Origin of the sequence: Methyloceanibacter sp. wino2 (genome assembly GCF_003071365.1) — a bacterium.
In the GTDB taxonomy this organism is placed as follows: domain Bacteria; phylum Pseudomonadota; class Alphaproteobacteria; order Rhizobiales; family Methyloligellaceae; genus Methyloceanibacter.
On the sequence record NZ_CP028960.1, the window covers coordinates 1,568,428 to 1,592,865 of the forward strand.

Annotated in this window: 25 protein-coding genes and 1 riboswitch; of the genes, 7 read left to right on the top strand and 18 right to left on the bottom strand. The window is 63.5% G+C overall.

What is annotated here, in order from left to right:
• Positions 1 to 5: 5 nt before the first annotated feature.
• From DCY11_RS07285 to DCY11_RS07340, 12 genes are all read right to left on the bottom strand, one after another.
• The gene (locus tag DCY11_RS07285; protein WP_159079864.1) at positions 6 to 980 is read right to left on the bottom strand and encodes a cytochrome D1 domain-containing protein; all 975 of its coding nucleotides are present in this window, start codon (positions 978 to 980) and stop codon (positions 6 to 8) included.
• A 2-nt stretch (positions 981 to 982) separates the two neighbouring features.
• Complete coding sequence (locus tag DCY11_RS07290) at positions 983 to 1,495, bottom strand: SRPBCC family protein (protein ID WP_245409488.1); 513 nt, start codon at positions 1,493 to 1,495, stop codon at positions 983 to 985.
• Positions 1,496 to 1,512: 17 nt separating this feature from the next.
• Positions 1,513 to 2,523: a vWA domain-containing protein gene (locus tag DCY11_RS07295; RefSeq protein WP_108682290.1), complete on the bottom strand. Its 1,011-nt coding sequence runs from the start codon at positions 2,521 to 2,523 to the stop codon at positions 1,513 to 1,515.
• Entirely contained in the window at positions 2,520 to 3,137 is a 618-nt protein-coding gene (locus DCY11_RS07300) for a M48 family metallopeptidase (RefSeq protein ID WP_108682292.1), read from the bottom strand. The genes DCY11_RS07295 and DCY11_RS07300 overlap by 4 nt, the downstream gene beginning before the upstream one ends.
• Entirely contained in the window at positions 3,134 to 4,900 is a 1,767-nt protein-coding gene (locus tag DCY11_RS16155) for a pentapeptide repeat-containing protein (RefSeq protein ID WP_108682294.1), read from the bottom strand. Before DCY11_RS16155 ends, DCY11_RS07300 begins: the two co-directional genes overlap by 4 nt.
• On the bottom strand, positions 4,897 to 5,817 hold the full coding sequence (locus DCY11_RS07310) for a nonribosomal peptide synthetase MxaA (protein ID WP_108682296.1): 921 nt from the start codon (positions 5,815 to 5,817) through the stop codon (positions 4,897 to 4,899). Before DCY11_RS07310 ends, DCY11_RS16155 begins: the two co-directional genes overlap by 4 nt.
• Positions 5,814 to 6,704, bottom strand: a complete 891-nt coding sequence (locus DCY11_RS07315; protein WP_108682298.1) for a DUF58 domain-containing protein — start codon at positions 6,702 to 6,704, stop codon at positions 5,814 to 5,816. The genes DCY11_RS07310 and DCY11_RS07315 overlap by 4 nt, the downstream gene beginning before the upstream one ends.
• Positions 6,701 to 7,759: a MoxR family ATPase gene (locus DCY11_RS07320; RefSeq protein ID WP_108682300.1), complete on the bottom strand. Its 1,059-nt coding sequence runs from the start codon at positions 7,757 to 7,759 to the stop codon at positions 6,701 to 6,703. Before DCY11_RS07320 ends, DCY11_RS07315 begins: the two co-directional genes overlap by 4 nt.
• 171 nt (positions 7,760 to 7,930) lie before the next feature.
• Positions 7,931 to 8,227 (bottom strand): methanol dehydrogenase [cytochrome c] subunit, encoded by a 297-nt coding sequence (locus tag DCY11_RS07325; protein WP_108682302.1) that lies wholly within the window; start codon positions 8,225 to 8,227, stop codon positions 7,931 to 7,933.
• A 25-nt stretch (positions 8,228 to 8,252) separates the two neighbouring features.
• On the bottom strand, positions 8,253 to 8,876 hold the full coding sequence (moxG, locus tag DCY11_RS07330; protein ID WP_108682303.1) for a cytochrome c(L), periplasmic: 624 nt from the start codon (positions 8,874 to 8,876) through the stop codon (positions 8,253 to 8,255).
• Between the two features lie 77 nt (positions 8,877 to 8,953).
• Positions 8,954 to 9,838 (bottom strand): methanol oxidation system protein MoxJ, encoded by an 885-nt coding sequence (gene moxJ / locus DCY11_RS07335; protein ID WP_108682305.1) that lies wholly within the window; start codon positions 9,836 to 9,838, stop codon positions 8,954 to 8,956.
• 177 nt (positions 9,839 to 10,015) lie between these two features.
• Positions 10,016 to 11,923 (bottom strand): methanol/ethanol family PQQ-dependent dehydrogenase, encoded by a 1,908-nt coding sequence (locus DCY11_RS07340; protein ID WP_108682307.1) that lies wholly within the window; start codon positions 11,921 to 11,923, stop codon positions 10,016 to 10,018.
• A gap of 567 nt (positions 11,924 to 12,490) precedes the next feature.
• Here DCY11_RS07340 and DCY11_RS07345 point away from each other — a divergent pair.
• Genes DCY11_RS07345 through DCY11_RS07355 form a run of 3 tightly spaced genes read left to right on the top strand, consistent with a single transcriptional unit; the run spans position 12,491 to position 15,209 of the window.
• Positions 12,491 to 13,042 (top strand): hypothetical protein, encoded by a 552-nt coding sequence (locus tag DCY11_RS07345; protein ID WP_108682310.1) that lies wholly within the window; start codon positions 12,491 to 12,493, stop codon positions 13,040 to 13,042.
• On the top strand, positions 13,035 to 14,555 hold the full coding sequence (locus tag DCY11_RS07350) for a histidine kinase (protein WP_108682312.1): 1,521 nt from the start codon (positions 13,035 to 13,037) through the stop codon (positions 14,553 to 14,555). Before DCY11_RS07345 ends, DCY11_RS07350 begins: the two co-directional genes overlap by 8 nt.
• Complete coding sequence (locus DCY11_RS07355) at positions 14,556 to 15,209, top strand: response regulator transcription factor (RefSeq protein WP_045364002.1); 654 nt, start codon at positions 14,556 to 14,558, stop codon at positions 15,207 to 15,209. It abuts the gene before it with no gap.
• Between the two features lie 49 nt (positions 15,210 to 15,258).
• On the opposite strand, the gene DCY11_RS07360 is transcribed toward DCY11_RS07355, so the two are convergent.
• Entirely contained in the window at positions 15,259 to 16,143 is an 885-nt protein-coding gene (locus tag DCY11_RS07360; protein ID WP_108682314.1) for an SDR family oxidoreductase, read from the bottom strand.
• 225 nt (positions 16,144 to 16,368) lie between these two features.
• Between DCY11_RS07360 and ligD the strand changes: the two genes are divergently transcribed.
• From ligD to DCY11_RS07375, 3 genes are all read left to right on the top strand, one after another.
• A complete protein-coding gene (ligD, locus tag DCY11_RS07365) occupies positions 16,369 to 17,295 on the top strand; it encodes a non-homologous end-joining DNA ligase (RefSeq protein ID WP_108682316.1) in 927 nt (308 codons plus the stop codon).
• Positions 17,296 to 17,389: 94 nt separating this feature from the next.
• Entirely contained in the window at positions 17,390 to 18,205 is an 816-nt protein-coding gene (locus DCY11_RS07370; protein WP_108682319.1) for an extensin family protein, read from the top strand.
• Between the two features lie 150 nt (positions 18,206 to 18,355).
• A complete protein-coding gene (locus DCY11_RS07375) occupies positions 18,356 to 18,577 on the top strand; it encodes a hypothetical protein (RefSeq protein ID WP_069443941.1) in 222 nt (73 codons plus the stop codon).
• 21 nt (positions 18,578 to 18,598) lie between these two features.
• On the opposite strand, the gene cobD is transcribed toward DCY11_RS07375, so the two are convergent.
• Entirely contained in the window at positions 18,599 to 19,660 is a 1,062-nt protein-coding gene (gene cobD / locus DCY11_RS07380) for a threonine-phosphate decarboxylase CobD (protein ID WP_108682321.1), read from the bottom strand.
• On the opposite strand from cobD, the gene cbiB reads away from it, so the two are divergent.
• Positions 19,659 to 20,636: an adenosylcobinamide-phosphate synthase CbiB gene (gene cbiB, locus DCY11_RS07385; protein ID WP_108682323.1), complete on the top strand. Its 978-nt coding sequence runs from the start codon at positions 19,659 to 19,661 to the stop codon at positions 20,634 to 20,636. The two genes, cobD and cbiB, sit on opposite strands and share 2 nt — an antisense overlap.
• Here the strand turns inward: cbiB and DCY11_RS07390 are convergent.
• The 4 genes from DCY11_RS07390 to DCY11_RS07405 are packed head-to-tail and all read right to left on the bottom strand — an operon-like array spanning position 20,620 to position 23,870.
• The gene (locus tag DCY11_RS07390) at positions 20,620 to 22,080 is read right to left on the bottom strand and encodes a cobyric acid synthase (RefSeq protein WP_108682326.1); all 1,461 of its coding nucleotides are present in this window, start codon (positions 22,078 to 22,080) and stop codon (positions 20,620 to 20,622) included. The genes cbiB and DCY11_RS07390 overlap by 17 nt on opposite strands.
• A gap of 2 nt (positions 22,081 to 22,082) precedes the next feature.
• Positions 22,083 to 22,700, bottom strand: coding sequence for a cob(I)yrinic acid a,c-diamide adenosyltransferase (gene cobO / locus DCY11_RS07395; protein WP_108682328.1), 618 nt, complete (start codon positions 22,698 to 22,700; stop codon positions 22,083 to 22,085).
• Positions 22,697 to 23,233 carry a bifunctional adenosylcobinamide kinase/adenosylcobinamide-phosphate guanylyltransferase gene (cobU, locus tag DCY11_RS07400; RefSeq protein WP_108682330.1) on the bottom strand — a complete coding sequence of 179 codons (537 nt, stop codon included), beginning with the start codon at positions 23,231 to 23,233 and terminating at the stop codon, positions 22,697 to 22,699. Before cobU ends, cobO begins: the two co-directional genes overlap by 4 nt.
• Positions 23,234 to 23,240: 7 nt before the next feature.
• Positions 23,241 to 23,870, bottom strand: coding sequence for a HupE/UreJ family protein (locus DCY11_RS07405; protein ID WP_108682332.1), 630 nt, complete (start codon positions 23,868 to 23,870; stop codon positions 23,241 to 23,243).
• A 34-nt stretch (positions 23,871 to 23,904) separates the two neighbouring features.
• A riboswitch (cobalamin riboswitch) is annotated at positions 23,905 to 24,107 on the bottom strand.
• Positions 24,108 to 24,438: the final 331 nt, after the last annotated feature.

Consider the following 24,438-nt stretch of genomic DNA (forward strand, 5'->3'; position numbering starts at 1 on the left):
GCCCTCTACTCGGACGCCGCGATGGCGAGACCGCGAATTCCTTCGCCCACGGCGATGCGCTTCAGCTCTTTTCCAGACTTGCCGTCGAGCACCGAGATGTCGCCCGACATCCAATTGACTACATACAGGCGCCCGCCATCGGGGAGCATGCCCATGCTCTCGGGATACTTTCCGACCTTGGTGCGCTGAACGGGATCGAGCGAGGCGGCATCCAGAACCTTCACGGTGCCCGACTGCTGGTTCGCCACGAACACAAGCGCACCGTCCGGCGAGACCGCAACGCCATACGGCATGGCGCCGGTCCGCACGGTCCCCAGCGTCTTCAGGGAAGCAGCATCCAAGACCGACACGTCGCCGCTTCGGACGTTGGCCACGTAAAGGCGCTCGCCTGTGGGCGAGACTGTCAGCGCGAACGGCGCCTTACCGACCTTGACCGTGCCCGCGACCTTCAATGTGTCCGTATCGATCGCGGTGACGGAATCGTCCTCTCTGTTCGCCACAAAGACACGCTTGAGCTGCGGGGCGAATGCCACGTGCGCGGGCGCGCGGCCGACCTTTATCTCCGCGAACACCTTGCCCGTCGCATCGTCGACGACCGACACGATGTTCCTGTTCCAGTCACTGACGAAGAGGCGCCCGTCGTCGGAGGCGGCTATCCCGAACGGCGTACCGGCGATGCTGATGGTGCGGGGTGCGTCCAGTGCGTTGGGATCCAGGACGTCGATCCGGCCGATCTCGGGATAGGTGACATAGAGTGTGCGCCCGTTCGGCGCGGCGGCGATGATGGCCGGCCCCGGTGCGACCGAGATCGTTTCGACCGTCTCGTCGGTCGCCGTGTCGATCACCACCACGCGGCCCGCCTCTTGATTGGTGACATAGAGGCGCGGCGCGGCTGCAGCGCCGTTCGCCACACACAGGGCGGCGAAGAGCGCCGCAAAAATTCCGGCTGCGGCGGCGATGCGTTGCCGCGCCCCGGCCACCTCTATTCCTCCGCCTTCTTCTTCAGCTCGTCGAGTCCCGCCTTGTAGAACTTGGTGACGGCGGCGATCGCCGACGCATCGTTCTGTTCCTCCGAAGGGAAATTGCCGGTGTCGGCGCGATACAGACGCGCGTCCCATGTCACTTCGCTGCCGCCGTCTGCGCCCGGCTTTACGGCCAGCGTGGCGGAGTAGAAGCTCACGGGGAACGCTTCGATGTCGGGCGTATCGAGGCGGTAGGAGTACGACATCTCCTCCTCGACATATTCATCGAGACTGTCTTTGAGCTGGCCACCCTCACGGAGAACGACCGTTCGTTCCGCACCCGCCTCGTTGCCGCCCGTTCCCGAGCTCGTCTCGACGAGCGGATTCCACGACACGAGGCCGTCGAAGTTTTTGACCAGCTCCCACACCTTCGCGGGCGGAGCCGCAATCGCGATGCTCTCTTCGACCTTCTGTGGCGTCGGGCCATGCGCTGCTGCGGACGCAGCGCCGAGCAGAAGGAAGACGTGCAACATGGCTATTCTAAACAACGTCATGGATAAACCTCATTCAGGGTTGGTTTTGAGTGTGGGCGGCGGCGTGCGATGCGCTCCCGCAGCGGCAGGACGCCGTAAAGAATGACGAGAAGAAGCAGCGCCAGGCCGGCGGGATAGGCGCGAACGTCCATCGCGACGCGCACCTCTCGGCCCGGTGCGACCCGTTCGAGGTCCTTAACCAGCGCCCCTGTGCTTCCCAGATGCGCGTAACCCAGCCCTGTCACAGCGGCGATCGCTTCTAGGTGCTCCTCTTTTACTGAGCTCATGTGATTGTTGTTATCGACGGGGAAATCGCCGAAGGGCGCCTGACGCGGATGCCAGCCCGGACGGCTGGACGCATCGGGGGGCGGCGGCCCGAAGCGGTTTTCCTGCAGCACGTCATACGGCCCCAGGTTGCCGACCTCGCGTCCCGAGTCGTCATATTTCAGCAAGGGGACCAACGTCTTTCCGCCAACGCCGACGATCAGACCGGGCACCTCTCCCGGCTTGCCCTCGAAGGGTGGGAGCCCCGTCCAGGGGAGCGGCGGCGCTTCATGGCCGTCCGTGAAGAACAGCACCGCGTCGTCGAATGTCTTGGCGACGGCTAAGGCGTCGTAGACGCCGAGCGCCACGTAGCTGTCGCCCTCCCATCCCATGCGCCAGTCAAGCGCATCGATCGCGGAATCGAGACTGGAGAAGTTTTCGCAGACCTCAATCGGCTCGAACAAGACAAAGATGCGGCGCGCCGTGAAGATGCCCAGCCCAAGCTTGCTTTGACACGGCAGCTCAGCGATGAGGCCTTCCAATCGATCCTTGACGAAATCGAGCCTGCTGACCGGTTGCCCGTTCAGAACCCCATCGCGGGCATTCATGCTTGCGGTCACATCGACGAATGCCATCACGTCATAGGCTTTTCGCGTCAACGTCACGCGCGGCAGGACCAAGGCGACGACGACCAGAAGCATCGCGGCGGCGAGCAGCCAGAAGCGATGCTCGTGGACAGCGTAGGGTAGCGGGACGCGGCTCATGGCTCTCCCCGTGGAACTCCCGGCAAGTCGCTCCAAAGGTCCTTGCGCGGCTCCTGCTGCATCGGCTCCTCGGTCTGCACGATTGTCGGCAGATCCCGCACAAGCCGAGCGGCGACATCCAGATTGTATTTCACGTCCCAGGCGCCGGGATCGAGGCGGAGCGCCTGCTCGTAGTCGGCCTTGGCGAGATTGACGAGCGAGGTCGCCTTGTCGAACTTGCCCTGTTCGATCGCGGCGAAGGTCGTCCTGAGGCGCGCATTGCCGTCGTCGTACAGCATCGCGACGCGCGTCTCGTCGTCGGCGCGGAAATTCGCCTGATCGAGCAGGACCTGCGCCTCGCCAACCCTATCGCGCTGGAGGAGATAGTAGGCGCGCGCGAACAGCACCGGCGGCGACGCGGTGTCGGGACGAATTTCGACATTCTGCCCGGTAGCCAGCGCGGCGATCGTGCGGTTGTCGTTCCAGGCCTTGTACCAATTCCACCCCGACGAGATCGCGAGCGCGAGGCCAGTGGCAAGCAGAAGCCACACGAAGACGATGCGCGCGGCATGGATTGCGCCGAGAGCGCCGCGCAGAAGCCCCCGTGTACGAACTGAGTGCCGGGCGGCCGTCATTGGGCTTGCTCCGGCAGGCCGGTCGCGCTGTCGAGCCCCTTCAGTCCGCTCAGCGTGGCGCCATCGAGATCGGCATTGGAGAAGTCGGCACCGGCGACATTGGCTCCATCGAGCTTGGCGCCGGACATCTTCGCCCAGTTGAACCGCGTATCCACCAAGGTGGCGTCGCGGAGATCGGCAAAAGTGAGAACGACATGGACGAGGTTCGAACGCGTGAGGTCGGCGCCCTCGAGGCTCGCCCCGGCCATGTCGAGACGCACCGGAACCATGCCTTGATTGGCGGGGTCAGCACCGAGATCGGCGTCCACCATCTTGACCTTGTTCAAGCGCGCCTTGACCAACTGGCCGATGATCCGGGTCTTGGACAGATTGGCGCCCGTGAGATCCGAACCGTTCATGACGATGGCGAACATGCTCGCGCCTTCGAAGTTGGCGCCCGAGAAGTCCGCCTCGTTGGCGACCATCCGGTTGAGATTGGCGCCCGCGAAATTTGCGCCTTGCACCATGGAGCCACTCAAGTTTGCTGCGAACAGATCGGCCCTTTTGAAATCGATGCCGGAAAGATCGAGCCCGGTGAGATCGCGCCGCGACAGATCGGGCCGGTCCTCGCCAAAGGCTTCGAGAACCGCGAGGAGCTGCTCACGCGTGACTTCCGCGCCCCGTGCCGGGTCACTCGGTGCGCTCGCAACCGCTAGAGCGCAGAGCACAAGACCAAGACTCGCGTGACCGACACGGCCCACCCGTGCCCCTGGCTGCGAAACTCTGACCTCGGCCAGCTTGGCCAGCACGAGAAGAAACAGAGCACCGAGGGCTATGCTGTAGGCGAGTGCCGACAGGTCCTTTTGCGGAATGCGCTCGTGATAGCGCATGGGGCGCCGCTCGAGCTTGTCGATCGTGGCGATCGCCTCTCCGACGGCGGATGGGTTTTCCACCTCGAAAGCCCGGTATGGAATCTTGAGGTTCTCGAAGAACAGATTGAGATGACGCTCCGGCATGGCCCGAGGCGTATCGGGCTTGTCCGGATCGGGCGCCTCGAAGATGCCACGCGAGCCTTCCGTACGCAGGAAGATCCAATACAGGTTGACCGGCCGCTTCAAAAAGGCCGCCTCGAGCTTTTGCTGCATCTTGCGGTCGATGACGGCGGCGCCATCCGAGACCAGCACGATGGCGCGGTTCGCAACGCCCCCGGCCATGTCATCGACGGACACGATATCCGCATCGTGCATGGACTGCGCCATGGCGAGCCCCTTGCCGACATTGGTGAGCGCGAGGCCCGGCTGCACGATGGCGTCGATGGCGGCAAGCGTTGCGTCCTTGTGATCCGACAGCGGCAAGACGAACATCGGCGCCGTCGAGAAGGCCGTGACGCCGAATCGGTCGTGCTCGCGGGTGGCGACGAACTGTTTCAAGAAGCGCCGCGCCGCCGCCGATTTCGATTCCTCGCCGCTGCGTGTCGGCGCCTGGCCGGCGAAAGTGTCGTTCATGCTCGCCGAACGATCGAAGAGCAGCACGATACTGGCGCCTTCGCCGGTTCGCTCGATGCTTTGGCCCTTGACGTGGAGCCCCGCCAGCCCGAGCTCGAGTGCGGCGATCGCGACAGCGCCGAGCACGCGCAAGGCCACATCGACGCCTTGCGAGAGCGGGTCCGGTTTGGCGGCCCGCAACGACGGATAGGGATCGGCCTCGCGCGCCGCAGCCAGGAGCGGCAGGAGTGCCAATGGGAGCAGCAACAGAACCCACGGATGGCTGACGGCGAGATTCATGAGGCCCTCCGTTCCGCTGCACTGAGCTCCGCGCCCAGAGCCGCCATCGCCGGCAACGGCATGGACTTTTCGGCGCCGCTCACATCGTTTGCGAAGAAGGCCTGGCGCGACGCGGCAAAGAACCGATCGATCTCGCGCTCTTGAGCGCGAAACACCGCGTGGCTTTCCAGAAATCCCCCGACATCTTCCGCGAGCACGCGGCGCCCGGCGGAGGCATCGAACGCCCGGTGGAGATCGAGAAGACCCTCGCGATAGGCCTCGTCATCGTTCAGGCGTGCGAGGAACCGCAACCGGCGGGAGGCGCGCGCGAAGGGCCGGTCGGGCCTTGCACGAAACGGCCACCACGCCCGATCGTAAGCCAGGAAGATCAGCGCCAGCCCTGCGAGCCCTAGCCCTATGCCGAACAGAATGCGGTCGCGGCGCGTGGACACCGCTTGCGGTTTGGCGTCTGGCCTCAGATAGCCTTCCGGCCCCTCCGCCGGCACCTCCGGGATGACTTCCCGCAGCGGGGCCATGACGAATTTGAAGGGCGGCACTTTGGCGACGGCGACGTCGTCGCCATCCTTGAAGCGAAGCTCGAATGCCGGCAGGTAGCGCTCGGCCGGCGACAGCGGCACGTAGAGCGTTTGATAGACGAGCTTGAGGCGGTAACGCGTCGCCCCGGTCTCCTCCCGCTCGGTCAGATCGACCGAACGAAGGTCGAGCCAATAGGCCAGACGGCCAGGCTTCGGTTGAGATGCCGCTTCGAGGACGTAGGGTTTGGCGACGTCAACATGCACTTCGCGCGTCAGCAGATCTCCGACGAAGTAACCGAAGCCGCGCGGCTCGACCGTGCTGACGGACAAGACAGGCGATGCGGGCTCGTCAGCCGCGAGTGCCGGCGTCGAGAGCAGCAGAGCGAGGACAAACGCGATCATCCCACTTCACCCATGAGATACGCGCCAAACCTGTCCCAATCGATCTTGCCGACAATCTCGAATGGAGGACGGCCGTAACGCATGGCGAGCGAGCGCAAGCGCTTGGATCGCTCCGCATCGTCGGCGATGAGCGCCGCCCGCAAAGCGGGGCGCATCGCATACAGACGCCTGCGACCCGTCTCGAGATCGGCGAACGACACGAGGCCGTAGCGCGGCAGGTCCTCCAGCTCGCGTGGATCGCGTAGCACGATCGGAATGACGTCGTGTCCGGCCAGGGCCTCGAAGATGGCTTCGATCGTGCCCTCCGGCATGAGGAAGTCGGAAATGAGAAACACCAACTTGCGGCGCCCGGCGATGATTGCGGCGGCATCGACAAGACCCTCCGCGCTGTCGCCGAGTTCACCCTGTTCGGCCGGATCGAAGGCGCGCAGATTCGTCAGCATCTCCGCTTCAGCACCCCGCGACGCGGTCGCCGGCCAGAAGCAAGTCGGAACGATGCGGCGGTTGGCGCCGATGAGGCCGAACGTATCGCCTATGCGCCGGGCTGACCCGGCCAGGGCCGCGCACAGGTCCGTGGCCACGTCGATGATGCGCGCCTGCCCGAGGAACCCCATCGAGGCGGACAAGTCCACGAGCGCATAAACGGTGATTGCGCTTCGCTGCGAAAACCGCTTGGCATAGAGGTTGCCGAACGGATCGCGCAGCGACACCCGCAGGTCGATCCGGCGCGGATCCCGGGCGCGAACGAGAAGTTCGTGATCTTTGAAGAGGCCGCCGGCGCCTTCCATCTTTCCTTGATGGGCGCCGATGCGAACGCCGGCCGCGCGCCAGGCCAGCCGGTAAGGCACGTCGATAGCTGAACTGGCTTCGTGAGAAGCCGTGCTCATGGGGCCGGTACCTTCGCAAAGACCTCCGCGAACAACGCTTCGACCAGGGCCTCGCGGCGCAGCTCGTAGATCGGATCGAGAAAGACGCGGTGCGACATGATCTCCGGGAACACGGATCGGATGTCCTCGGGGACCACCATGTCGCGTCCGTTGAGCCAAGCTTCGACACGCGCGCCGCGCACGAGATAGGCAATGCCGCGTGGCGACGCGCCACCCTGAACGAGGCGGGACATGTCGACACCGCTGATCTCGATGCCGGCCGACACGGGATCCCGAACGGCGGACCATAGATCGAGAGTGTATTTCTCGAGCGCCTCGCTGGTCTGGATTTGTGCCTGCACGCCGCGCGCCACATCGTTCAACAGGCTGTGGTCGAGGACATCCTCCGTGACCGATTGCACCAGCGCATCCGCATCGTAGAAGCGCCGGTCGAAGGCCAAGGCGCGGCGAATCTCGCGGTCCTTCGGTGTCTCCATGGAGATCTCCATGAAGAAGCGGTCGCGCGCGGCGGCGGGCAGTTCGAACGTCTCCTCACGCTCGATCCTGTTGCGGTCGGCGAAGATGAGGAGATGCGGAAAGAAGTACTCGCGATTGAACGCGGTGACACTGCGCTCGGCCATGAGGCGCAGCAGCAATGAATGCACCTGAGGACGGGCGCGGTTGATCTCGTTGAAGAAGAAGACGGTGAGATCCTCGCCCTGGCGCAGGACGGGACCCGGCTCGACGCGAGGCCGTCCGTCCTCGTCGAGGTATGTGTGGTAAATCAGATCGGCGGGCATGAGGTCGATCGTGCCCTCGACACGCTCGAAGGCTCCGCCGAGCGCGCGGGTCGCGGCCCGCAGCAACGTCGTCTTGCCGACGCCGACATCCCCTTCCAGCAGCACATGGCCACGCGCGAAGATCGCGATCGTCAGCAGACGAAGGACGCGGTCCTGTCCGATGACGGTGTTCCGCAGGACGCCTTCAAACGCCAAGGCGCGGTCGCGCCAATTGGCAAGATCGATCGTTTGGTCCCGGCTGACGGAGTCCGCAGGCGACTCAGCAAGACCTGCCATAGCAATGCCCCTCTCTTGCGCTGTGCCGCTTTCGCTCAAGCGCAGGCGCGCGGCACGACGTCCGAGTTGTCGAAGACAAAAGGGGGTGCAGCCCTTGGCTGCACCCCGCCCCCGAAAAACAGTGATGGACGCCCTGTTCCGAGGGTTAGCTCTGGGAGAAGCAAGACAGAGCTAGAGCTTGGAAACGTCGTAGACCCACTTGCCGGTCTCTTTGAAGTGCGCAGAACGCTTGGCGTTGCGCGCTTCCATTTCCTTGATGGACTCGCTTTGCTTGGCGAGTTCCTTCGGGTCGTGCTTCGGATCGTACTTGGATCCTGCAACCTTCTCCGGATAGCCCGGCTTGGGCTCCCAGCAATTGCCAGGGGCCTTGCAGTTCGTGCCGTCGTAGGCCAGAGCGCTTCCGGCCGTCATGGCAAGCGCAACAGCGCCTGCAAGCGCCGCGCCTGTAATACGTAGTGTCTTCTTCATGGGTCAGTTCCTCCGTGCTCAGTCGCTAGTTTTCTGACGGTGTTTCCGTCTTCTTCTCCGCGCTGTCCGCACCTACTGCGGCCGTTTGCGCGGGAATTTCGCAAACCAATTCTTCGGCTTCAGGCTTGTGGTGTTCGGGATCGAAGGGAACGAAGTTTGCCTTCTGCTCATCAGTGAGCCAGACGGCGCCGTCCACATCGTCCTTGTACAGATGACGGACCCAGGCGATGACCAGGAGGATCTCGTCCATCGTTCTAGCGGACGCTTGCGGTCCCATCATGCTGCGGGCGCCGCCATAGATCGTCTCGAACAGACCCTTATCGGTCTGGTTCTTGGGATACGTCCAGTAATTGTCGTTGAGACCGGGCCCGAGCTTGCCTTCGCCAATATGGCCATGGCAGCCGGAGCATGCGGTGAGATACACCTCTTCGGCCTCGTGTAGGCAGCTCTCAACCCCGATGTAAGGATTGTGGCCGGTCTTCATGAACTCCTTCACCGCCGGTGTATCTCGGCCCTCTTCAGGCGAAAGGCTGAGATCAAGCGGCATGCCGGTGATCGTGTGAACCAGTTGAATCTGCTGGGCGAGAGCCATCAGCGGTATCAACGAAAGCGCTGCCACCACGGCTGCAACTTTAAAACCCTGCCTCATTACGTTTCGCTTCCTTCTCGAATCTTCTTACTCAAGTCTTCTTTATGGCGGGCGCCCAGACGCCCGCATGCAATGTCCTAGGACTTCGTATCCGACGGCGGCTTCGTGGGCTCTTCGACCGGAATGCCTTCCTCGATCAGAATCTCTTGGATCTGCGGTTTGGCCTTTTCCAAAGCCTCTTCAACCTCGGCGAGAAGCTTCTCGTCGTCCTTGCGCACGCCCATGGACTGATCGAAGTGGAACAGCACCGGCTCGCCATCGAAGCGGAAATTGTTGTCCGGCACGCCGGTCATCTTGAGCTTGCCGTCCGACTCCTTGACGTAGCGGGCAACCGACGGCGCGAACGCGATGGCGACGTCGGACTTGCCGGACGACACATTGCCCACCATCAGCGCGGGATCGATGCGCAGGTACTGATTGCGGGAACTCTTGAAGTTGGTCAGCGACTTCACGTAGTTGAAGTTCTTACTGAAGAGGCCGTACTTCACCATCATCACTTCGGCAGGCCCGCCGGGCTCGTAACCCACGTTGTTCGCCTTGGCGAGATCCTCGCTGTCGAAGGCCTCGATCTCGAGCTTGGAGTTCGAGGGCTGCACGAAGACGTAGCCAGCACGATAGTAGGGCGACGTGGTGAGGACGCGTGGATCGCCGGTATCGACGCCAATCACGATGTCGCACTTGTCTTTGTCGAGAAGGTCCCGCACCACATAGATCGCAGGCCGGTCCTCCCACACGAACTCCACATCTCTGCCCATGGCCTCGCCGAGCGCCTTCGCGATGCGGTTCTCGAAGCCTTCCTCGCTCTTCAGGGAGTAGGGGTTTTCGTTGGCGCCGGCGCAGACCCGCAAGGGGGCCTCGTCGTTCTTTGCGTCGCTCGCCGCATTCGCAGGCCCGGCAAACAGGGCCACGGCGGCAGCGGTCGTCAGAAGCGCCTTACTCAGGAAGTTGAATTTCTTGTCCATCACATGTGTCCTTACAGACTGTCTTGTCATTCGGAGGGATCGGCTCGGCGCGGCGGCGGATCGGCAAACACCGATCGCTCTCTCGTCCATCAGGCGGCCTGGTCGACCCTCGCAATGTCTCGGGGAAGCGGGTTCCGCCAGGGCGCACCGAGGCGCCCTGGCAGACCCTTCGTCTGACTAGGTTCCGTCCGTGATGATCTCGGTCGAGTACTCGTCGAGATTCACGTCCTCGCTGTACGGGCCTTTGCCGTCGAGCGAGAAGACCAGAAGGCCACCGCCCTGCTGGGTCCAGTTCTGCAGGTTGCGGAACGCACCCACGGCACCGAGACCAGCGGTCGGATCCTGGAGGTCGAACACCAGGCCAACACCCGGCCAGCCGCCGACGCCGTAGTACACTGCGACATACTGCGTGCCGTCGTGCTCATAGGTCATCGGATAGCCGATTCCGCCAGACGGCATCTTGAACTTCCAGAGAAGCTCGCCGGTGTCGGAGTTGCGGGCTTTGAGGTAGCCGTCGAGGGTGGGATAGAACATCACACCGCCCTTGGTCGCGAGCGTGCCGCCCCAAGCAGCGAAGCGCTCCATGACCGACCACTTGTACTTGCCCTCAGGCGCGCTGTAGGCCTTGACCTGACCGAGGCCAAGATAGTTGGCGCGGTCGCCCTTCGGACCCGGGTACATCGACAGGGTGGCACCGACAAAGAACTGGCCGGCGCGGTAGGGAAGCATGAAGGGCTCCCAATCCATGCAGATGTGGTTGATGGCGAGGTAGAAGAGACCCCGCTCCGGATCGTACGAGTCGTGGGCTTGGTCGTGGTAGCCCATGGCCGACGGGCAGATGTCCTTGCCCTTGTGGTCCATGCGCGTGCCGTATTCCGGATTACGAACCGGAATACCCGTCTTCATGTCGACATGCGTCCAAACGTTGACGGTGTCATCCAGGAAGTCGGCACGGACAAGGTCGCCGTTGACGCGGTTCAGCGTGTAGATGATGCCGTTCCGGTCCGGATGGGTGACCAGCTTGAGGTCTTTGCCATCGATCTTCTGATCGGAGAGCATCATCACGTTGACGCCGGCGTAGTCCCACTCGTCATGCGGGGTCTTCTGATACCCCCACTTGAGCATGCCGTCGTCGGCGTTGCGGGCCATGATGGTCATGGTCCACTTGTTGTCGCCCGGACGCATCGTCTCGTTCCACGGCGAGGGGTTACCCGAGCCGTAGTAGATCAGGTCCAAAGACGGATCGTAGGCATACCAACCCCAGTTGGTGCCGCCGCCGATCTTCCAGGCATCGCCTTCCCAAGTCGCAAGGCCGAGACCCTTCTGACCGTATTGGGGGTTGTCCTTGTTGAAGTCGTCGCCAATGCCGATTTCGGCGTCCGGACCCGTGGCATAACGGCGCCAGACCTGCTCGCCGGTCTTGACGTTGTATGCGGTGGCATAGCCGCGCACACCGAGCTCAGCGCCCGACGACCCGACAATGACCATGTCCTTGACGACATAAGGTGCAACCGTAAGCGTCGAGCCGACCTTGATGTCGGAGTTCTCGACCTTCCAGTACATCTCACCCGTGTCAGCATTCAGCGCCACCACATGGCCATCCAACTGGTTGGAGAGGATGAGGTTCGGCGTCTTGCCCTTATCGTCGGTCGGCCAGTAGGCGAGACCACGATTGACCAGGTCGCAGCAAGCCACGGCACGGGCCGCAGGATCCTGCTTCGGCTTGTACTGCCATTTGATCTTGCCCGGATTCTTGAGGTCCAGGGCATAGACGTTGTTCGGGAAAGAACTGTTGACGTACATCACGCCATCGACCACGAGCGGCGTGCCTTCGTGACCATTCAGCAGACCCGTCGAGAAGGTCCAAGCAACACGAAGGTCCTTAACGTTCCCCGTGTTGATCTGATCCATCTCACTGTAGTTGTCCGCCGTGTAGTCAAGACCCGGCATGACGTAGTTTTCTGGATTCTTCGCCATTTCGACCAGACGGTCGTTGGCGTTGGCGGCCCCTGCTAGAAGGCCACCGAGGGCCAGCGCGACGCATGACGCCGACACATACCCACCGATACTGTGAAATCTCCTCATATGCGAACCCTCGCGTTTTCGCTCCCATTATGACGAAGAAGTCCAAGAGCCCTCGTGATCGAGGGACCTCGTCCTCTCCGCTCGGTTTCTGCGCGACAACGCCTTGGGCGAACGATGCCGTCGGCGCTTCACACAGCCGCCAAGCCAAATGTTCAAACCACGTGTTGAAGTCTGGCCAAGTCAGGAGAAACGAGCGGCCTGTTTGTACAGGGCGCCCACATCCCTGGCGGTGGACGAAGTCTATGGCCGCGCTCGCTGAAACGTCTTTGGGCCTATTCCCAGAAACCTCTCTGGAGCATTGCTCGAAACCTAAGGGTGCAACTTCATCGCAGGCATGTGGATAAGTGACGGGACAGGCGTGCGTTTTCTCCCGGCAGCCATTGACGGATTCGCTTCGGGCAGCGGCAGGGGTAAGCAATTTTTCGGGAACAGCGAGCAGACCGATTGGGCAACGGTAGCAAGAAACTTGGTGACATTATTGCTACCGAGTAGATGCCGTCGAGAGCCAGCGCGCGGAGCGCATGTGGCCCGGGCATCTTGCCGAATAACTCGAGAGCCGACACCCAAATGTCCCCTTTGCTCCCTGCTGTCGCCGCGCGCCTTTCGCGCCTTTTTCTGGTTGTGCTGACGGCACTTTGCCTGGCCGGCTGCGACGACGAAACCGAGACAGCCACGCTGACGCCCGTACCGCAGGACACCGAGAGTTCCGTCTATTCACAGATCACCTGGCTGGACGCGGGCTCCCCCATAGCGCCGGCCCAGTGGCTGGCGAGCCGCGCCGCCAAGACCGAACTGCCGCAGAACGATCCGCGGGTTGAAGCGGCCCGAAAGGAACTGGGGCTCGCCGCGCACCGCTTCGGCGACGAGCCACGCATGATCGCCAACCGCGCGGTCCAAGTTGAGAACATGCTTGCGGAGCAAGGCATTCAAGAGAACGCATCCGACATCATCGCCGCCCTCGTGCCCATCGCGGCCAAGCCCGGCGCTCTCCAAGGGTTCGGCACGCTATGCCAGCAATACTTCATTCTTCGCCAGCAGGGTTTAGACCGCAACGCCGCCGTCGAACGCCTTCAAAAACTCAGTCTGCGCACACCCGGGAGCAACCGAAGCCATGGCTAAGCTACTGAATGCGATCTGGTACGATCGGACAATCCGCGCCCAGTTCATGATCGCCATCGGCGTCATCAACGTCATCGCGCTCTTGATCGTTGGCGTGATCTTCGTCGCCAATGCCAACAAGGCGACGCGGGTCGAGATGGATGCCTCGGTCGAGCTGGCCAAGAATTTCGTACGGGTCGCCATCCAATCGCTGTCGCCGAACACGCGTGCCGAGGATATCTCCAAGAACGTGGACCAGCTCTCAAGCCGGCTTCGCATCGGCAATCTCCGGCACGTGCGCATCTACATGGCCGACGCGACCGGCGCCTTGGTGCAGCTGTCGCCCGTACCCAACGCAACGCGTGACCCGGGACTTCCGCCGCCCGCGCCGCGCTGGTTCGAAGCCCTCGTCGCACCCGACGTCGCGCCAAGTACCGTCAGCGTGGTCCACTCGGCAAAAACGGCCGGCTCGATCGTGATGGTGGAGATGCCGGTTCTCGACGGGCCACGCACCTGGGATCTCGGCACCGTGGTGATTGCCGGCGAACCTTCCGACGAAGTCGCGGAGGTCTGGGCCGACCTGACGGCCCTCGCCCCTGTCGTCGGCCTGATCAATATCCTGGTTCTCGCGACACTCTATCTCGTGCTGGGGCGGCTGCTCGATCCGATGGCGAACGTCGCGAAAGGTCTGTCGCGGCTCGAGGACGGCGATTACGGCACCCGCCTCACCCCACCGCGCGTCATGGAACTTGGCGCGATCGCATCGAGCTTCAACCGGCTCGCGGCAACGCTGGGGCGCACGCGCTCGGAGAACGGGCGGCTCTACGGCCAGCTCGTCACCGTCCAGGAAGAAGAGCGGCGGGAGATCGCCAACGAGCTGCATGACGAGGCGAGCCCGTGCCTGTTCGGGATCATGGCCAACGCCATGTCGGCGCAACGGCTCGTCGAACAACCGACGAAAGAGTCCGCTGCAGAACTCGGCGAACACTTGACGGAGATCCTGAAAATCACCGACCGGCTCAAGCACATGAACCGGGTCATGCTTAAGAAGCTGCGCCCGGTCGCGGTCGACCACGTGGCTCTGTCGGAGCTGGCGCGCGAGCTTGTCGGGGAACTTCAGAACCGGTATCCGGACGTAGACATCACCCCGTCCTTGCGGACACGGGGCGAGCGCTATGGCGAGTTGGTCGACCTGACCATCTACCGCTGTATTCAGGAAGGCGTCACCAACGCGATCCGGCACGGCAATGCACGAGCCATTCGTGTGGACCTGTTCGACAAGCGTCCCAAGCGCGGCGCCAGGCTCCTGCACCTTCTTATTCAAGACGACGGCAAAGGCGTGTCGCCCGGCACGTCTCTCGGCTTTGGGCTGACGGCCATGCGCGAACGCGTGCAGGCCCTGTCCGGCACCTGGCAGATCGAGAACGTGTCATCGAAAGGCACGTTGCTGAAGATCGTCATTCCAGTCACCGCGGCGCTGGCGAAGACCAAAGCCGCCGCACCCAGAATACTCGACGACACCGAGGTTACATAAATGCAGGTTCTCGTAATCGACGACCATCCCATCGTGCTGGAGGGCTGCAAGCAGCTCCTCAAGTTCGCAGGGGCAAAAAAAATCGTGCAGACGGAAAGTCTCGCGGAAGGGTTTCAGCTCTACCGCAGCAAGAAGCCGGACGTCATCATCGTGGACTTGGCGATGCGCACCGGCGCGCTTGGCGGGCTGTCCTTCATCCGGCGCCTGCGCCTGCATGACAGCCGCACGCCCGTTCTCGTGTTCAGCATGCACAGCGATCCCTTCATCGTGTCGCAGGCGCTGAAGCTCGGCGCCAACGGCTACATCCTGAAGGACACGTCAGGCGACGAGATCGTCAAGGCGTTCGACGCCATCCGCAACGGCGTTCCGTATCTGAGCCATGAGCTCGCCTCCAACATCGCTTTCATGGAGGCGCGCGGGCACACTAAGAACCCGCTGCACGCGATCACGGAGCGTGAACTGCAGATCCTGTCGCTGTTGGCAGAAGGCAAGTCCTACGCTCAGATCGCCTCGGACCTCCACGTGAGCTACAAGACGATCGCGAATACCTGCAGCCAGCTGAAGTCCAAGCTGCGGGTGCAGTCTCTGCCCGAGCTCATGCGGCTCGCGATCGAGAACCTTCCGTCCGTGCCCGGACGAAGCTTGAAGCAGTAGCGGGACCCAGCAGACGCGCTTCACCTCGGCGCGGCCGTCCCGGCCCACATCAGGTCTTGTCGTGCTCTGGCGTCTTGTCGTCCGGATGCGGAAGCGGCTTGGCTTCTGCTGCGGTGCCGTTTTCGTCGCGCACACGAAAGAACCACCCCGATGTGGGAATGAGGAAGTAGCCCGGCACGAATCGGGCGAGCGTGACGAAGGCGCGGTTCAGCCAGCCTTCGATGATGATCCAGTTGCCGTGCTTGAAGCGCCGATAGGACGCTTCGGCCAGGCGCTCCGGCGTCATCCTGGGCAGGTAGCGCGCGTAGAAGGAGTTCTCAGCGCCGCCCTCTGCATGAATGTCCGTTTCAATCACGCCCGGCGCGACCATGCAGACCCGCACGCCTGTTCCCATCACCTCGTAAGCAAGGGCCCGGCTCCAGGAGATCATGGCGGCTTTCGTTGCCGCATAGGTCGCTTGATAAGGCACCGGCATGAACCCTTCGACCGAGGAGACGTTCAGCACGCCCCCGGCTCTGCGTGCGATCATGTCGGGCAGAAAGCGCCGCGTGAGATCCATCACCGAACGCAAGTTAAGATCGATCGTCTTGAGCAGCGTGTCCCGATCCTGATCCTGGAAGTGGCCCGCGGTCATCATGGCCGCGTTGTTGACGAGCGACTCGCAATAAAGACCGTTCGCTTGCAGGGCGTCTTCAACCTTGTCGCACCCTTCCGGCGTCGCGAGGTCGCACGCAACGGAATAGGCGCCGACATTGTAGGTGGCAGCGATCTGCTGGGCGAGTTCGGCAAGGGCCGGCTCATTGCGCCCTACAAGAAGCACGGCATGGCTGTTCTTCGCGAACTCCTCGGCCAAAGCGCGACCGATTCCCCGCGTCGCCCCGGTGACGACGGCGACCGGCTTCAATGGCGCCCGCGTTTCCTTAGCCGAGTCCATGCCTGCCACTTAGTGTTGCCCCCTCACTGCGTCTTTCTCCCCTCGCCGATAAGTCCGCCAATCGGGCGGCAAGCAACCACCGAACGCGCCCTGGCGCAAGCGAAGGCTGCGGGCAATTGGTAGAACTTCGCTTCGGAACCGGCGGGAGACATGGCATCCTCTGTCCCGAACTGGCGCAGACGCCAAGAGTCAAAAAGGCAAGACCGATAGGAGGCGAGGGCCGAAATGGCGGCCGAAAGCACGGCAAAGAAGCCCGATCGGGACACATTCGGCGCCATCACGCTCACCAGTCCGGACAAGGTGCTGTATCCCTCGGTTCCGCTGACCAAGCGCGATCTGGCCGAGTACGATGTCCGAATCGCGGAAGCCATGCTCCCTTACGTCGCCAACCGGCCCATCAGCCTCGTGCGCTGCCCCGCGGGCCTCGGTGGTCCTCGCTTCTTTCAGCGGCACGCAACCAAGGGCATGTCCGAGGAGATCAAGCAGGTGGACGTTCCCGGCGGCGAGACCGATCAGCCGTATCTCTATATCGACGATGAGAATGGACTGTTTGCGCTGACGCAAATCGGAACGCTGGAGATTCACGATTGGGGCGTCACCGTCGACAAACTCGAAACGCCGGACCGGCTCGTCTTCGATCTCGACCCGGATGAGGAGCTGGGGTTCGACGTTCTGAGAGAGGCCGCACGGCACGTGCGCGATTTTCTCGCCAAGCTCGGCCTGACGAGTTTTCTCAAGGCCACGGGCGGCAAAGGTGTCCATGTCGTCGCGCCGCTGACGCCCAAGGCCGATTGGCCGGCGGTGAAGGCTTTCGCGCGCGCGGTCGCCGACGCGCTCGTGGCGGAGGTGCCGGATCGCTATACGGCGAACCCGCTCAAGCGCACCCGCACCGGCAAGATCTTCATCGACTATCTGCGCAATGGCCGGGGCAGTTCGGCGATCTGCAACTACTCGCCGCGCGCCAAACCCGGGGCGCCCGTGGCCACGCCCTTGCGTTGGGACGAATTGGCCGGCCTCAAGAGCGGCGCGCCATATTCGGTCAAGACGCTGCCCCGCCGCCTGTCCCAGCTGAAATCCGACCCTTGGGAGGGCTATTTCACGACACGGCAGTCGATGACGGCGCGCGCCCGCAAGGCGCTTGGCCTCGATTAACGGCTGTATCCTGCCAGTTCTGGAGACCAGACCGGGGGCCGTCAGGGCCTCGCATTGAAGAATTGTTCACAAACTTGGCCCCAAAGTCGTGCCCATGTTGGGGGCTCGTATTGCGTATCCGGCCGCCGCGCTGGCAGCTTCTGTCTTTCTCAGTTCATGCGGCGGCGGCGGTATTCCGAACGACACGCGCGCGGAATGGCGCGACCGTGCCGAGGCACAATGCATGGCGTCGGGCCAAGTGCGCGCGTCTTCTTATGTGACGCAGGCCTCGTCGATCCGCGGCCGTAGCGCCTGCGGCATTTTGGCGCCGCTACGGGTCTCGGCGGCGCTCGGCGGCCGTGTCCGCGTCACGCCGACCGCGACCATCGGCTGTCCCATGACGGCGGCGCTGGATCGCTGGCTCAACAATTCCGTACAGCGTGCCGCCATGCGCCAGTTCCGGCAGCCCGTGGTCGAGATCAAGCAGATCTCCGCCTATAGCTGCCGCGGCCGAAACAGCAAATCGACCGGCAAGCTGTCCGAGCACGCCTTCGGCAACGCTTTGGATATTGCCGGATTCACGCTCGCGGATGGGCGCACCATCACGGTCGTCAAAGGCTGGTGGCGCGGCACGCCTGCCGAAAAAGCATTCCTGCGCGAAGCTTTCGCAGGCGCTTGCCGCGAGTTCTTCACGGTTCTCGGGCCGGGCAGCGACCGGGCCCACTACAACCATTTCCACGTGGACCTGCTCATTACCAACGTATCGAAGGGTGGCGGCCACTACTGCCGGCCGCAGCCGAAGCAAGGCCTGTTCGCAGCGGCCGACGACACGTCGCCGGTCTCGACGGCATCGGTCAAGCCGATCCCCTTCACCGGAACGACCGAAGCGGACCAGCAGATGCCGGCGTACACGCTGGGGCCTGCCCACTAGGGGGGAGAAAACAGCCGACTGTGGCTCATCCGCAACTTCGCAGACGCACCATTGGGGTATGATCAGTTCGGGGAAGAATCGCACCAGGAACGCTTTAACCAAGGCGTAAGCCCATGTTTTTCCTTGGGCTTCGTTCGATCGGAGGACGCGATGGCAGCCGAATCGTTGGTGCAAATGCTCGAGGAAATCGCCGTAGGGCTGAAATCGGGCGACGAGGAAGTCTATGGCTGGCTTCGGGATCAACTCAAAGAGTGCGGCGGCAGCGAAGTGTCCGTCGAACTGGCTATGGGTGTGATCGCCAGGCTCCTGCCGGAAGAAGCTCAAGGCAGCATAGAACTCGCCGAGCACTATAACCGCCGCTGGGCCCACTAGGCCGCTCCCGCGGAAGGCCCCCTAAGACGGGGATTTGAGCGCGCCGCTCAGGCGTTGCCACTCTACTTCTTTTCCCGGAAGACCGAATCGCAAGAGTTGCGGGTTCTCCTCGAACCGGCGCACGAAGATGCCTGCCTCGCCGAGCGTTGTGAAAACCGCCTGCGCGCGCGGGCTGCTGACGAGGCAGAAGAGATCCGTACGGCCCACCGGTGTCAGACCGGCCGCGCTAAGCAATGTCTCCAGCCGCTCCGATGCGGTTCTCAGTGCCATTCGGGTGCCGTCTATCCAAGCCCGGTCGGCGAGCGCCGCGGCGCCAATGGACAGCGCCGGCCCGGAAACCGGCCATGGACCAAGCCGGGCGCGAAGCCGTTCCGCCAGCGAGCGGTTCACCAGCGCAAAACTGAGACGCAAGCCTGCAAGACCGAAGAACTTGCCGAACGAGCGCAGCACGGCGATGGGCGCGTGTTCGACCTGATCCGAGACGCTGGCGCCTTCGGGGCCGACATCCATGAAGGCCTCATCCACAACCAAAATGCCGCCGTTCGCCTTCTGCTCGTCAGCCAGGTTCGACAGGTCGTCTTTGGACGTCACGCGCCCATCGGGATTGTTGGGATTGACCACCACGGCCAGCGAGGCGCCGCCGAGGTCGGCGAGGCTTCCGACCGTCGCCACCGCGTGGCCTCCCAGCGCCGCAACACGCGCATGTTCTGCATAAGTTGGCCCCAGAATCGCGGCGGACCCTTGCGGCATGAGATCGGCGATCAGCGCCATCAAGATCTGGCTTCCCGGCGCGGCCACCACGTTTTGCGCCGACGGCGCGCCGTAGAAGGCCGCAGCGAGATCTAAGAGGCGCGCGAGCGCCGCGGGTTCGGGGAGCCGTGCAAAATCTTCTTCGCCCAGAGACGCGATAGGATAGGGATGTGGGTTGATGCCGGTCGACAGGTCGACGATCGGCTGAGGCGCATTGGGAAACTGCGCGCGTGCTGCGGCGAGATCGCCGCCGTGCAACAACGAGGCGTGCGTTTCGTCCGCGGCATTTGCGGTTTTGAGGCGATTGAGTGGAGATGGACCGGGTGACGTCATGGCAGCACCGCTAGCGCTTCTTGCGATGCTCGTCGAGCTTGCCGTCGGCTATCCCGCCTGGCTTGCGGCGCGAATCGGCCATCCCGTGACGTGGATGGGGCGTTTGATCGGCTGGCTTGATGCGCGGCTCAACGACTCCGCGGCGGACGGCGAGGCGCGACGGCGTGCGGGCCTCATGGCGCTCGTGCTCCTGCTGTTGGTTGTCGGCGCTTGCGCGATTCTTCTCGAGAGCGCGCTCCTGATGCTGCCGTTCGGGCTTTTCTTTGCCGCGGTCGCGGCGAGCACGCTGATCGCGCAGCGTAGTCTCTATGCCCACGTGGCGGCCGTGGCCGCGGCGCTCGAGAGCGGGACGATGGAGGACGCACGTCATGCCGTCTCGGAAATCGTCGGTCGCGATACGACTAAGCTCGATGAAGCCGGCATCGCGCGTGCGGCCATCGAAAGTCTCGCCGAGAATTTTTCCGACGGCGTCGTATCGCCCGTGATTTGGCTGGGGCTTGCCGGCCTCACGGGCGGAGCGCTCTACAAGGCCGTGAACACCGCCGACAGCATGATCGGCCATCGCTCGGCGCGTTACGAGGATTTCGGACGCGCATCCGCTCTGCTCGACGATGTGGTCAATCTGCCGGGCGCGCGCCTGTCCGGGTTGTTGCTTGTCGGCGCGGCGGCCATTACCGACAAGGCTTCTCCCGAGGAAGCCTGGAATGCGATGCGGCGCGATGCGGCCAAACACGCCTCCCCCAATGCCGGTTACCCGGAGGCGGCCATGGCGGGCGCGCTCGGTGTGGCCTTGGGCGGACCGCGGACCTATGCCGGATCGAGAAACGACAGCCCTTGGCTCGGCGATGGCCGGCGCACGGCAACCGCACAAGACATTCGCGCCGCCCTTCGGCTTTACGCCCGTGCCGACGGCCTGTTGATCGCACTTGTGGCGATCGCGGCCGCGCTCAGCGTGATCCTCAGCGCGACAATGTAAGAAGACGGTCGATGTCGACATGCTCCTCCAAATGGGCGGCAAGGTCGTCCAGAACGGCGTCGACCTGTTCATCGTAACGGACCTGCGAGGGGCCTGCGGCAAACCGGGCAAGCCACGCGGCGCGCTGGTGGTCGTCGGCGAATAGCCCATGCACATACGTGCCGTACACTTGGCGATCGGCCGAGATCGCGCCGTCTTGGAACCCCGTGTCGAGTCGGGCGAAGGGGCGCCCGCAATCGGGGCCCTTCGTGCGGCCCATATGCATTTCGTAGCCCTCGAAGGGCACTCCGTCGAAGGTGTGGCCGGACGCCGGCTCGAGCCGCTTGTCTCCCGAGAGCGTCGTCTCGATATCGAGGAGCCCCAAGCCTTCGGCTTCACCCGGCGCCCCTTCGATACCCTCCGGATCGCGCAAGACCCGCCCGAGCATCTGATACCCGCCGCATAGGCCGAGCACAGATCCGCCCCGGCGCAGATGAGCGTCGATATCGATGTCGAACCCGGCGTCGCGAAGAACGCGCAAGTCGGACAGCGTCGCTTTCGAGCCCGGCAGGACGATAAGCTGCGCATCCCCGGGCAGCGCCTCACCAGGCCGTACACGGACGACTTCGACGGCCGGCTCGGCGGCGAGCGGATCGAGGTCGTCGAAATTGGCGATATGGGGTAGCACCGGCACGGCGACCTTCAGCGTCGCATCCGTCTTGGCCGCCTGTTGCTGCTCGAGCGCTAACGCGTCTTCGGCCGGCAGGGCTCTTGCGCCTGCGAAAAACGGAATGAGGCCGAGCGGCTCCCAGCCGGTCTCTCTTGCGATGCGCACCATGCCGTCCGCGAAAAGAGACGGGTCGCCTCTGAATTTGTTGACGAGGAATCCGCGGATCATCGCGGCATCTTCGGGGGCAAGCACGGCCTTGGTGCCCACGAGGCTGGCGATGACGCCGCCGCGGTCGATATCGCCGATAAGAACGACCGGCACGTCAGCCTCACGTGCAAAACCCATATTGGCGATGTCGTTTGCGCGGAGATTGACTTCCGACGCGCTGCCCGCCCCTTCCACCAGCACGATGTCCGCCTCGTCCTTGAGAAGGGCGAAGCTATCCTGCACCGCGTCCATGAGCTCGGGCTTGAGCGCCTGGTAGTCCGCAGCCTTGGCCTTTCCGTAAACCTGGCCGCGCACGATGATCTGCGCGCCGACCTCGCTTTGTGGCTTGAGCAGCACCGGGTTCATGTGAACGCTTGGGGTCTCGCGGGCCGCGCGCGCTTGCAGCGCCTGTGCCCGCCCGATCTCACCCCCATCGAGGGTGACGGCCGCATTGTTCGACATGTTTTGCGGCTTGAAGGGCAAGACCTTAAACCCGCGGGACACGAGTGCGCGCGCTAGCCCGGCCACGATCAGGGACTTGCCCACATCGGAGCCCGTGCCCTGAAACATGAGCGCGCGGGCGGTCATCGCTAGAATTCGATGCCGGCTTGCGCCTTCACCCCGGCGGCGAAATGGTGCTTCACGAGCGTCATGTCGGTAACGAGGTCCGCGGCTTCGATCAGCGCTGGCTTGGCGTTGCGCCCCGTCACGATCACATGGAGGTCCGGGCGCCGCGCCTTCAGCGTGGCCACGACTTCGTCGAACGGCAGATAGTCGTAGCGCAGGGCGATGTTCAACTCGTCGAGAATGACGAGGCTGAAGCTGGGGTCGTCCATCAGCTCGACCGCCTTGGCCCAAGCACGCTCCGCCGCGGCGATGTCGCGTTCCAGATCCTGGGTCTCCCAGGTGAAACCTTCGCCCATGGAATACCAGGCGACCTGGTCCCCGAACTTCTCAAGCGCATCGCGCTCCGCCGTGTGCCACGCGCCCTTGACGAACTGCACGATGCCGACGCGTTTGCCCCGGCCGACCATACGCAAGGCAAGACCGAAAGCCGCCGTCGACTTGCCCTTGCCCGTTCCGGTGTGAACGATCAGGAGACCCTTCTCGACCGTCTTCTCGGCCACCTCGGCATCCTGCGCCTTTTTGCGGTTCGCCATCTTGGCGCGATGGCGCTCGAGGTCCTTTTCATCGACCGACTTGGTCATGTGTTTCCTTTCACCACGAGAGGCTGGCCCGCGACCACGAAGATGACGCGGCTGGCGATGGCGGCAATGCGCTGGTTGAGGCGCCCTTGCGCGTCCCGGAAGGCTCGCCCCAGCGGCGTTTCCGGCACCAGCCCCAGACCGACTTCATTCGAGACGAGCACGGTGGCGTTCTCACGGGCGTGCAAAGCCTGCTCCAGTCGAGTCGTCGCCTGCTCGATGTCGTAAGGGCCGTGCATGATATTCGAGAGCCACAAGGTCAAACAGTCCACCAGGACGACAGCTCCTTTGGGTGCCGCGCCTATGGCATCGTGCAGATCGTGCGGCGCTTCCAGAGTCTGCCAACCAGCTTCACGCTGGGCCCGGTGCTCGGCGATGCGCGCCACCATCTCGTCGTCATGCGCTTCGGCCGTGGCGATATAGACCCACGGCCGGGGCAGACTGGTGACGAAGCTCTCGGCGAAACGGCTCTTTCCGGAGCGGGCCCCCCCGAGGACGAAGGTGATCCCCTCGTCCTCGAGATCGGTACCTGTCATTGAACCGCTATGCGCTGGGGATGATTTGCCCGAGCAGCGTCGCAAGACCGATGCCGACGACCACCGCGCCGGCCAGACGGGGCGCAATGGCCGAGACGGACGGGGAGCGCATGCGGAAGAGCATGGCGACACCGACGCTGAGAGCGCTCTGGATGATCACGAGACCGAGCAGATAGGCCACAAGCGGCGTGGACTCCGCCCCGAAGATCGACTCGCCATAGGCATAGCCATGAGCTAGGCCGGCAATGCCGAACAGCACCGCCCAGGCGGCCAGCGGAAGGGCGCGGCCACCGGCAAGCACAACGCCTGCAATCACCACGGACAGAGCCACGATCAGTTCGGCGCCGGGCATCTGGAACCCGCCGACATGGATGCCGACACCGACGGCCGATGCCGCGACGAAGAGAACCGGCAGGCCGAGATTGAGACCGCCGACGCCGACCGCGACGCCCACGGCGATGAGAAAGGCCAGATGATCAAGCCCGACCACCGGGTGAGCGAGACCGGAAAGGAACCCTTGTGCGAAGGTCGACGGCAAGACGCCGCCCATCGCGTGATGCGCAGAGGCCGGCGCGGCGGTGAGCACAAGCGCGGCGAGCGCCAGAAACGCGGTGCGCTGGAGAGAAGAACGGGTCATGTGATCCCCCTTGCGCCCTCCACCCGAGGGCGCGGTTCAAGGTTTGCGCCGCGGCAGGTTTCCTGGCTTTGCGGGTCTGCGCATCCCCTCCACCTTCCCGGAGCGGTTGCTCCAGTGGCCTGAGGAGGGGCGCTCTCCGCTTACAGTTGCGGGGGCAGCCACGGAATTGGGTAAGACCCTCACCGTATTCCCTTCTTGAATCCGCCTCATGCGGAAACCATCGGCGCCCCGACTATAGCGACGTTCGCATGCGCCGCAACCAAGCTCGTGACGCCGTGTGGGGATCGTTCGGCTACTGACGGCAGTCGCCGTCTCTCTCCTTTGACCGGCACTCGTTGTGAAGCTCTCCCGACCTCGGCCGGCCGGATGTGGTGACCTCGTCATAGTCGCTTGTCGGCCATTGCGAGCAGTTCCTGCACCAGTGCCAGGTATCGCTCCCCTTCCTCTTCCGGTAGGTAGGCATGGGGCTATCCTCCATAAGTTGTTTATGGTGGCGTTATACTCGCATTGCGTGCCTTTCTCAATACGGCGACCCAAGGGTGAACGGGGCAAGGGCGAGCGGGGCAAG

What these genes read in the sequence shown, in the direction of transcription:
- DCY11_RS07290 (WP_245409488.1), bottom strand. Translation starts at nt 1,495, where the DNA reads ATGTTGCACGTCTTCCTTCTGCTCGGCGCTGCGTCCGCAGCAGCGCAT.
- DCY11_RS07295 (WP_108682290.1), bottom strand. Translation starts at nt 2,523, where the DNA reads ATGAGCCGCGTCCCGCTACCCTACGCTGTCCACGAGCATCGCTTCTGG.
- DCY11_RS07300 (WP_108682292.1), bottom strand. Translation starts at nt 3,137, where the DNA reads ATGACGGCCGCCCGGCACTCAGTTCGTACACGGGGGCTTCTGCGCGGC.
- DCY11_RS16155 (WP_108682294.1), bottom strand. Translation starts at nt 4,900, where the DNA reads ATGAATCTCGCCGTCAGCCATCCGTGGGTTCTGTTGCTGCTCCCATTG.
- DCY11_RS07310 (WP_108682296.1), bottom strand. Translation starts at nt 5,817, where the DNA reads ATGATCGCGTTTGTCCTCGCTCTGCTGCTCTCGACGCCGGCACTCGCG.
- DCY11_RS07315 (WP_108682298.1), bottom strand. Translation starts at nt 6,704, where the DNA reads ATGAGCACGGCTTCTCACGAAGCCAGTTCAGCTATCGACGTGCCTTAC.
- DCY11_RS07320 (WP_108682300.1), bottom strand. Translation starts at nt 7,759, where the DNA reads ATGGCAGGTCTTGCTGAGTCGCCTGCGGACTCCGTCAGCCGGGACCAA.
- DCY11_RS07325 (WP_108682302.1), bottom strand. Translation starts at nt 8,227, where the DNA reads ATGAAGAAGACACTACGTATTACAGGCGCGGCGCTTGCAGGCGCTGTT.
- moxG (WP_108682303.1), bottom strand. Translation starts at nt 8,876, where the DNA reads ATGAGGCAGGGTTTTAAAGTTGCAGCCGTGGTGGCAGCGCTTTCGTTG.
- moxJ (WP_108682305.1), bottom strand. Translation starts at nt 9,838, where the DNA reads ATGGACAAGAAATTCAACTTCCTGAGTAAGGCGCTTCTGACGACCGCT.
- DCY11_RS07340 (WP_108682307.1), bottom strand. Translation starts at nt 11,923, where the DNA reads ATGAGGAGATTTCACAGTATCGGTGGGTATGTGTCGGCGTCATGCGTC.
- DCY11_RS07345 (WP_108682310.1), top strand. Translation starts at nt 12,491, where the DNA reads ATGTCCCCTTTGCTCCCTGCTGTCGCCGCGCGCCTTTCGCGCCTTTTT.
- DCY11_RS07350 (WP_108682312.1), top strand. Translation starts at nt 13,035, where the DNA reads ATGGCTAAGCTACTGAATGCGATCTGGTACGATCGGACAATCCGCGCC.
- DCY11_RS07355 (WP_045364002.1), top strand. Translation starts at nt 14,556, where the DNA reads ATGCAGGTTCTCGTAATCGACGACCATCCCATCGTGCTGGAGGGCTGC.
- DCY11_RS07360 (WP_108682314.1), bottom strand. Translation starts at nt 16,143, where the DNA reads ATGGACTCGGCTAAGGAAACGCGGGCGCCATTGAAGCCGGTCGCCGTC.
- ligD (WP_108682316.1), top strand. Translation starts at nt 16,369, where the DNA reads ATGGCGGCCGAAAGCACGGCAAAGAAGCCCGATCGGGACACATTCGGC.
- DCY11_RS07370 (WP_108682319.1), top strand. Translation starts at nt 17,390, where the DNA reads ATGTTGGGGGCTCGTATTGCGTATCCGGCCGCCGCGCTGGCAGCTTCT.
- DCY11_RS07375 (WP_069443941.1), top strand. Translation starts at nt 18,356, where the DNA reads ATGGCAGCCGAATCGTTGGTGCAAATGCTCGAGGAAATCGCCGTAGGG.
- cbiB (WP_108682323.1), top strand. Translation starts at nt 19,659, where the DNA reads ATGGCAGCACCGCTAGCGCTTCTTGCGATGCTCGTCGAGCTTGCCGTC.
- cobD (WP_108682321.1), bottom strand. Translation starts at nt 19,660, where the DNA reads ATGACGTCACCCGGTCCATCTCCACTCAATCGCCTCAAAACCGCAAAT.
- DCY11_RS07390 (WP_108682326.1), bottom strand. Translation starts at nt 22,080, where the DNA reads ATGACCGCCCGCGCGCTCATGTTTCAGGGCACGGGCTCCGATGTGGGC.
- cobO (WP_108682328.1), bottom strand. Translation starts at nt 22,700, where the DNA reads ATGACCAAGTCGGTCGATGAAAAGGACCTCGAGCGCCATCGCGCCAAG.
- cobU (WP_108682330.1), bottom strand. Translation starts at nt 23,233, where the DNA reads ATGACAGGTACCGATCTCGAGGACGAGGGGATCACCTTCGTCCTCGGG.
- DCY11_RS07405 (WP_108682332.1), bottom strand. Translation starts at nt 23,870, where the DNA reads ATGACCCGTTCTTCTCTCCAGCGCACCGCGTTTCTGGCGCTCGCCGCG.